At 32.4% G+C, this 6923-nt stretch carries 7 protein-coding genes and 1 tRNA gene; all 8 read left to right on the top strand.

The features are described from left to right. Positions 1-152 precede the first annotated feature (152 nt). Positions 153-590, top strand: a complete 438-nt coding sequence (locus CAGA_RS12330; protein ID WP_135661187.1) for a hypothetical protein — start codon at positions 153-155, stop codon at positions 588-590. Positions 591-906: 316 nt separating this feature from the next. Beyond that, complete coding sequence (locus tag CAGA_RS12725) at positions 907-1077, top strand: hypothetical protein (protein ID WP_167875239.1); 171 nt, start codon at positions 907-909, stop codon at positions 1075-1077. A gap of 198 nt (positions 1078-1275) precedes the next feature. After that, positions 1276-2346, top strand: a complete 1071-nt coding sequence (locus CAGA_RS12325; RefSeq protein ID WP_135661186.1) for a hypothetical protein — start codon at positions 1276-1278, stop codon at positions 2344-2346. Positions 2347-2532: 186 nt separating this feature from the next. Next, positions 2533-2820, top strand: a complete 288-nt coding sequence (locus CAGA_RS12320) for a hypothetical protein (protein WP_135661185.1) — start codon at positions 2533-2535, stop codon at positions 2818-2820. After that, positions 2810-3271, top strand: a complete 462-nt coding sequence (locus tag CAGA_RS12315; RefSeq protein ID WP_135661184.1) for a hypothetical protein — start codon at positions 2810-2812, stop codon at positions 3269-3271. Before CAGA_RS12320 ends, CAGA_RS12315 begins: the two co-directional genes overlap by 11 nt. 116 nt (positions 3272-3387) lie before the next feature. Further along, positions 3388-4926, top strand: a complete 1539-nt coding sequence (locus CAGA_RS12310; protein WP_135661183.1) for a phage terminase large subunit family protein — start codon at positions 3388-3390, stop codon at positions 4924-4926. Positions 4927-4941: 15 nt separating this feature from the next. Continuing rightward, positions 4942-6231, top strand: a complete 1290-nt coding sequence (locus CAGA_RS12305; RefSeq protein WP_135661182.1) for a phage portal protein — start codon at positions 4942-4944, stop codon at positions 6229-6231. 217 nt (positions 6232-6448) lie between these two features. Continuing rightward, positions 6449-6524: transfer RNA gene (locus tag CAGA_RS12300), tRNA-Pro, on the top strand. The last annotated feature ends 399 nt before the right edge of the window (positions 6525-6923 follow it).

The raw sequence follows: 6923 nt of genomic DNA, 5'->3' as shown, positions 1-6923 counted from the left end.
TGTGTTATTCTTTCCTTGAGTCATTGGGACCAACTCCTTTTTGAATGTCTTGACACCATTCATTTTAAAGGAGTCCCAATGGCTTTTCTATACCTTCTCGAAATTGCGAACTTTATTGTACTCTATCGAAATATAACGGTGGTACATTACCTTTGTTATGTTCCTTATACAATAGAGATTTATCAAAATACAGTGAAAAAGCATTAACAATATTACTTTGCATTGATGGTTGGTATATTGGTTATTACAATAAAGGCGGCAGATATAAGGATGTCAATATCTATTGGATGGAAATGCTCGATATGGACAAATATCTATTGCCAATATTAGAATCACATGACGAACAATATTTTACCGACTTCATAAAGGAACATCATTTGAAAACAACTATCACAATGAAAAATAATCACTTGTATTGTGAAAGAAATATTAATATTCCAGATTATGAATTTGAATTAGTGCAACCAGTAACAAGAGAAAATATGAGTGATTCTGAATTGAGATTACTCTATAAAATGAATCCTGATGAAATCATAACAGCAGCGGCTTGTTATAAGGATTCCTATTCAATATGCAGAAAGGCAGGATAAAAATGACACAGGAAGAAATTCAGAAATCAATTAGTGATCGGTTTATTATCGTATATAGTTGCCGGAAGATGTTATATCTGAAAGACAACGGATTTAGATACTTATTCAAATGCTTCAATGAGGGAAGTAGATGTAACTTTTGGGTATTTGATGCTACACCTGAAATCAGAGAATCATTAGCAGAATACAAAAGACCAGATCAAGAATAAATCAACTTTACCGAAGTCGGATAACTTGGGAAATAAAATCAATGGGTGTACGGTGTAATGCCGTATGCCCTTTATATTTTGAAATTAAGAAAGAGAGATAAATTATTATGAGTAACAAAGTTTATATCTACAATCCAAAACAAGCAAGTTTTTATATTACAAATGGTATGAGAGTATTAGATACTGGAGTACATCATAAAACCAAAAAAGCATTTTGGGTATTTGATTTTAATGAAACAGAAGAAGTTTATTCTGAATGGTGTAATAGAGAACATTAATGTAAAAATGGATACCTTTTAATTTCATATATATATATAAGTCATATTACAAATTTAAAAAGTGTCTATTTTTACACATAAGATGATAATGCAAAAAAGTACCATTTCATTTTTCATATATAAATAAGTCATATTACAAATTTGAAAGGGTACTTTTTTACACATAAGATGATAATAAGATGATGAAAGGATTATAAGATGATATTAGAAAATATAAAAGTTGGAGATACATTTTCAACAGAAAACAAATTACTTTGTAATGTAGGATTTGAAAAAACAAAAAGTTTACATACAAAAAAATCACAGATTAAAGAATTAAAAAGGTATATTTCTTATGAAAAGACAGGAAAAATATCAAGAGGTAAAGTTACTAATGAAATTGTAATTACTGAAATATATGATAAACCAAAAGAAAAAGAAGATAACCGTAAGGGAACTTCTATTATCAGTAACTATTTATACAATTGTATTACCAGTAATTTACAAGATACATGGGATTTTATAGATGGAAGTAAAAGTAATATCATAAAACAATTTGGCTTGGTAAATTATTGCTATGATGAATATTATTATGATTTTGAAGATACCGTTGGAGATTTAGATTCAATAGAAAAGGAATTTTTCTTTGACTTTTGCGAAGAAGTAATGTCAAGTTACAGAGGTAGATTAAAAAGGGTTCTCGATAATTTAGGAGATAAAATTGCTATCACTAATTACTACAAAGCACTAATACATGGAACAAATAAATATGGTAGCGAATGTTATTTTGTAAAAGATATTGATAATGCAGATGATATTGAAAAAATTATTAAGACGAAAGAAAATCTTGAATTGCTTTATGGTGTAACTGATAACAGTGAGAAGTGGAAAATATTCTGTGATAAAAATAAATCCAAAAAGTTTTATGAGGATTTTATAGGACAAGTCAAAATATTATTTGATAATGATGGTATTGTAAATTGTTTTGAAGCAATGACGATTAGAAGAAATGATACTGATGATGTTGATGTTGATTTTGAATTTAAGTTTAATGACGATACAGAAGATAGTGATGATATGGATAAATTCTATAAAGCACAACAAAAATTAGTTGATTCAAAAATTCAAACTGTATTGAATAAAACAAAATCAATTTACGATTCTTCTGAAATGCAATTTGTAAAAGTTCCTAAATATAAGATAGAGGATATTTCAAATGATATTCTTGACTTATGCAGAAAAGTAGTAAATGTAGGGCAGGTAGAAAAAAGCAGAGCAGGAAAGAATTGAAAAAGAATCTGCATGGGTTGATGGCTTAAATGAATTGTATTTTCATCCTACAGCAGAATATCATTCTGACAAGGTTCCGATTGAAACTGCGTCTTAATATGGAATTAGGTTAAGGGTGTCACAGAAATGTGATGCCCTTTTATATTGTACAAAATGATAATCAAATTTAGAAAGGAAGTATTTACTATGAAAACTATTAATGATACAAATGAAAAAATCACAGAGGACAATTTGGATTCACGCATTGATAAATTCAATACTGAATTATTAGAGAGCATTAAAAATATTACAGAAACTTGTGACAGGATTAATGCAGATAGACCTATGACATTAGAGGACGTTTCAAGAGAAATGGAAAGAATTGAAAAGAAAATGTTATGGGATAAAGTTTGTGAAAACAATAGAAAAATTTGTTTGCTGAATGAAAAGCTAGATATGATTATTGAGAAATTAGGGGTGCGTTATGGCAGGTAGAAAAAAGTCAGATCATTTAGACGGATATGCACAGGGTAAAAGCGTATCACAGGAGGTTAGTATTCAACAAAAATTATTTTCACTTGTAAAGACTTATCCCAAAGTATATTTTATCATGTGGAAATATGCTCCACAACTTTTACCCAATTCAGATATTAAAACATTTGATGATTTAAAAAATACTTATAAATCTTTTACAGCAGGTATGACAGAACAGAGTTGTAACAATTGGCTTATGGAAGAAAATGTTCAGACAGCGGTTAAATGGCTGCTGAAAAGAGAACATCAAGCCAAATTAATTGAATTGTACAATACATATTATGATAAGGCAAAAGATGATACAAATGCTTTCAAGGCATTTACTGATTTTTCAGATAAGTTCTTCGCAGAGGAAAAGGACAGTGAATTGTTAGGAATATTGAACGGCATTAAAGATGATGAATTAGAATAGTGTATAAGCGTTTCTAGGGGTTATAGGGCGGCTTTTATAGGTAGGTAGTGTAATTTGCTTACTGAAATAAAAGTGCCTTATATCCCCTTATTTATTAACGTAGAAAGGGGGGTAACATGACAGTACAAGATAAGCTAAAAAAGATAGTAAATAATCCAGTTCTATATATACAGAAGTTTATGAAAGTAGTGAATAAGAATGGTAAGTTAGTACCGTTTATTCTGAATCCACAGCAGAAAGAACTTTTACAGGGCATGGATAAATATAATATTGTACTTAAAAGCCGTCAGTTAGGAATTACAACGCTTTCATGCGCTTATTCCATATATCTTGCTATGACAAACAGTAATATTACTTGCTTATTGGTATCCTATTCTATTGATTCTGCTACTGCAATATTTGAGAAATTAAAGCAGTTATATAATGATTTACCAAATGCATTAAGAGTTGAATTGATAGCCAATAACAAAAAGGAATTGAAATTTGTAAATGGTTCAAGAATTATTTGTGCCACTTGTGGGAGCAAGGATTGTGCCCGAGGGCTTACAATTCGCTACTGTCACATTAGTGAAGTCGGATTTTGTAAAGATAACATAGACAAACAATTACTTGCTATTGAACAGGCATTAACACCGAATGGGAAAATCATTCTTGAATCAACTGCTAATGGTTTAAATTATTTTTCAGAATTATGGAATAAGGCAGAACGCAAAGAAAATATGTACAAGCCGTTTTTCTTCAGTTGGATAAATGACAAGGTAATGTTTGCTGATGAATACAAAGAATTTTGTGATAAATATATTGCTATTCATGGTTCATTACCAAAAGATGAAGAATTAACAGATATTGAAAAAGCGTTAAGGTCGCAAGGTGCTACTTTAGAACAATTAGTATGGAGAAGATTAAAGGTCGCTAACAGTAGTGAAGAATCATTTGCACAAGAATTTCCTGCTAACCCCCTTGAAGCATTTATCAGTACAGGCAGCAATATCTTCTCCCCTAAATTAATTCATGATAGATTGCAGTATATTGATGAAGTCAAACCAATAAAAAACAAGCCTATTGGATTGCCAGTTAGCTTAGTTCCGTGGTTAGGGCATGAATTGACATTATGGGTTCTCCCCAAAAAAGGGGAAAAGTATTATATTGGTGTCGATACTGGTGAGGGTATGGGACAAGATTATTCTGCTTTTCATGTATTATCACAGGATGGAATACAGGTGGCAGAGTTTAAGAGTAATAAAATAAAACCGTTCCAGTATGCGGAAATAGTAAATGATATAGGTATCTATTACAATAAGGCATTACTTTGTGTTGAAAAAGCGAGTGCCGGACATACCGTTGTGGATAAACTCAAAAATGACTACAGATATTCCAACATGTACAAATACAAGGATTATGATGCAAGGGGTATCCCTATGAAAAAAGTAGGTTTCGTAACGAACCCAAAAACTAAACCTCTTATGATTAATGACTTTGTAGAACTGTTTGAAACAAATCAGATTGTTATTAACAGTAAGGATTTATTATCAGAAATGAAAATGTTCCAGTTCAAAGATGGAAAAATGGAAGCCACAATAGGCTTTCATGACGATTTAGTAATGTCGTTCGCAATGGCTATCGTTGCGCTAAAATCAGGTGTCAATTACATATAAAGAAAGGGTGATATAATGGATATAAAAAGTGAATTTTGGTTTCAAGATGAAATAAATAAAACAGAACATATGAAACGCATTTCCAATGTTGTTGATATAAAACAGTATCTATTACGCTTACATAAGGTATTGCAGCGTAAAGATTTTAAGTTTAAGGAAGAAACATATACAACCGCTAAAATCGTTCTGAATACATTGAAATCTATTATAAATTTCCATACTTCCTATGTTGTTGGTAATCCTATAAGCATTACAGGAGAGCAGGAAATTGTAAAGAAATACAATAGCATTTACAAGAAAGGTATGTACACAAAGACCGATTATGAAATTGCAGAGGATTTATATACCTATGGTAATGCCTTTGAATATGTATATTCCGATAATGGGGTGATAAAAAGCAAGGTCATAGCAAATGAAGATTCATACCCTGTATATGATGAACATGAAAATTATGTAGCGTTTATTGAGTATTGGGAAGATATGGAGAATGGACATAAAAACTATATCGTATATACTCCGGCAATGGTTCAGGTGTATCAGGACAATACACTTGTTGATGAATATGCAAATTTGAGCGGCTTACCAATTTGCTATGCTAGTTTGGACAAGTCCGAATACAATTTCTTTGGTGATAGTCCTTTAAATGACCTTATGCCAATTATGAATCAGATTGAAACTTTGTTAAGTAAATTAGATGATGCAATTAATACCTTGTCTATGAATCCTTTAGGGGTATCTATGGGACAGAGAATCACAGACAGTATTCCTAAAGATATTTGCGGTGCCACATTGAATCTTGAAGATGGCGGTGATTTTAAGTATGTAACTGCTCAAATGGATTATCAGAATATTAAATTGCTATTGGATAGCCTTACACAACAGTTATATGCCGTTGCCAGTGTACCAGCCAGTGTGATCGGACAAGGTAATATTGCAAATGTGTCTGAAATCAGTTTGAAGTTGCTTTTCAGCCAGACAGATAACAAGGCAAAACAAATGATTCAGGTGCTTAAAGAGGGTATGTACAAAAGGTTTGAATATATCCGTAAATTGCTTAAAATTCAGGGTGTAACATTCTCTGATGATATGTATGATAGTTTGGATATTACTTTCAGTGTCAATCGTCCAGTGGATACACAAAGCATGATGAATGAATTGAAAACCCAATATGATATGGGTGCTATCAGTAAACAGACAGTGATTGATAAATCGCCTTATACTACTGATACTGCCCTTGAATTACAGAGGATTGCAGATGAACAAGGGGAACGAAATACCGTTCAGCCGACAACAGATGCAGAGTGATATTGTTGACTTGACTAGGTTATTGTGATATACTCAAAATAAAATATGGGTCAAGCATACAAAATGGCAAGTTTGATTTTGTAGACTTGACTAGATACCGTAAAATATCAAAGAATTTGAATATTGAGGATTTTATTTTATCGCATGGATACTGGATTTCTAAAAAAATATCTTGCATTTTCAGTTCGCATATGATAAAATATTTTTCGTTGCGAATCCGGGTGTGGCGCAGTTGGTAGCGCGCTTGACTGGGGGTCAAGAGGCCGTGAGTTCAAGTCTCGCCACTCGGACCATTTTAATACCCGCATGAATGCTGGATTCCCCAGAGTTTATGCGGTTTTTATTTTATTGAAACGCGTAGTAAATACGTAGTAATTTTTATATTTACCGTTTTTAGGAGTTTTCATCATCTTGCTCAGATTATAACTGCTATAGAATTTTATAATTGTAATTTTCAAGCCTATTAAACTCTAGAATCCCATAAAGCAAAAAATCCCCCGCCAGCCAATTTTGGAGTGTTCCAGATAAATCGGCCAACGGGGGATTCCTTCGTTATTCCTGCTTCGTTACTTCATCCGGCGTATTGCTTGCTCCGGCTGCTGCGGAATCCACAAGCCCCTCGCCTACTATGTACGCGATTACTGCACCCAGCGACATGATTACGCCGCTGATCTGCTGGGTGGTGTTTGCGT

It is taken from the genome of Caproiciproducens galactitolivorans, from assembly GCF_004768785.1.
GTDB classification, from domain to species: Bacteria; Bacillota; Clostridia; order Oscillospirales; family Acutalibacteraceae; genus Caproiciproducens; species Caproiciproducens galactitolivorans.
Note: the sequence above shows the minus strand (reverse complement) of the source record. Positions and strands in the feature narration are given on the sequence as shown.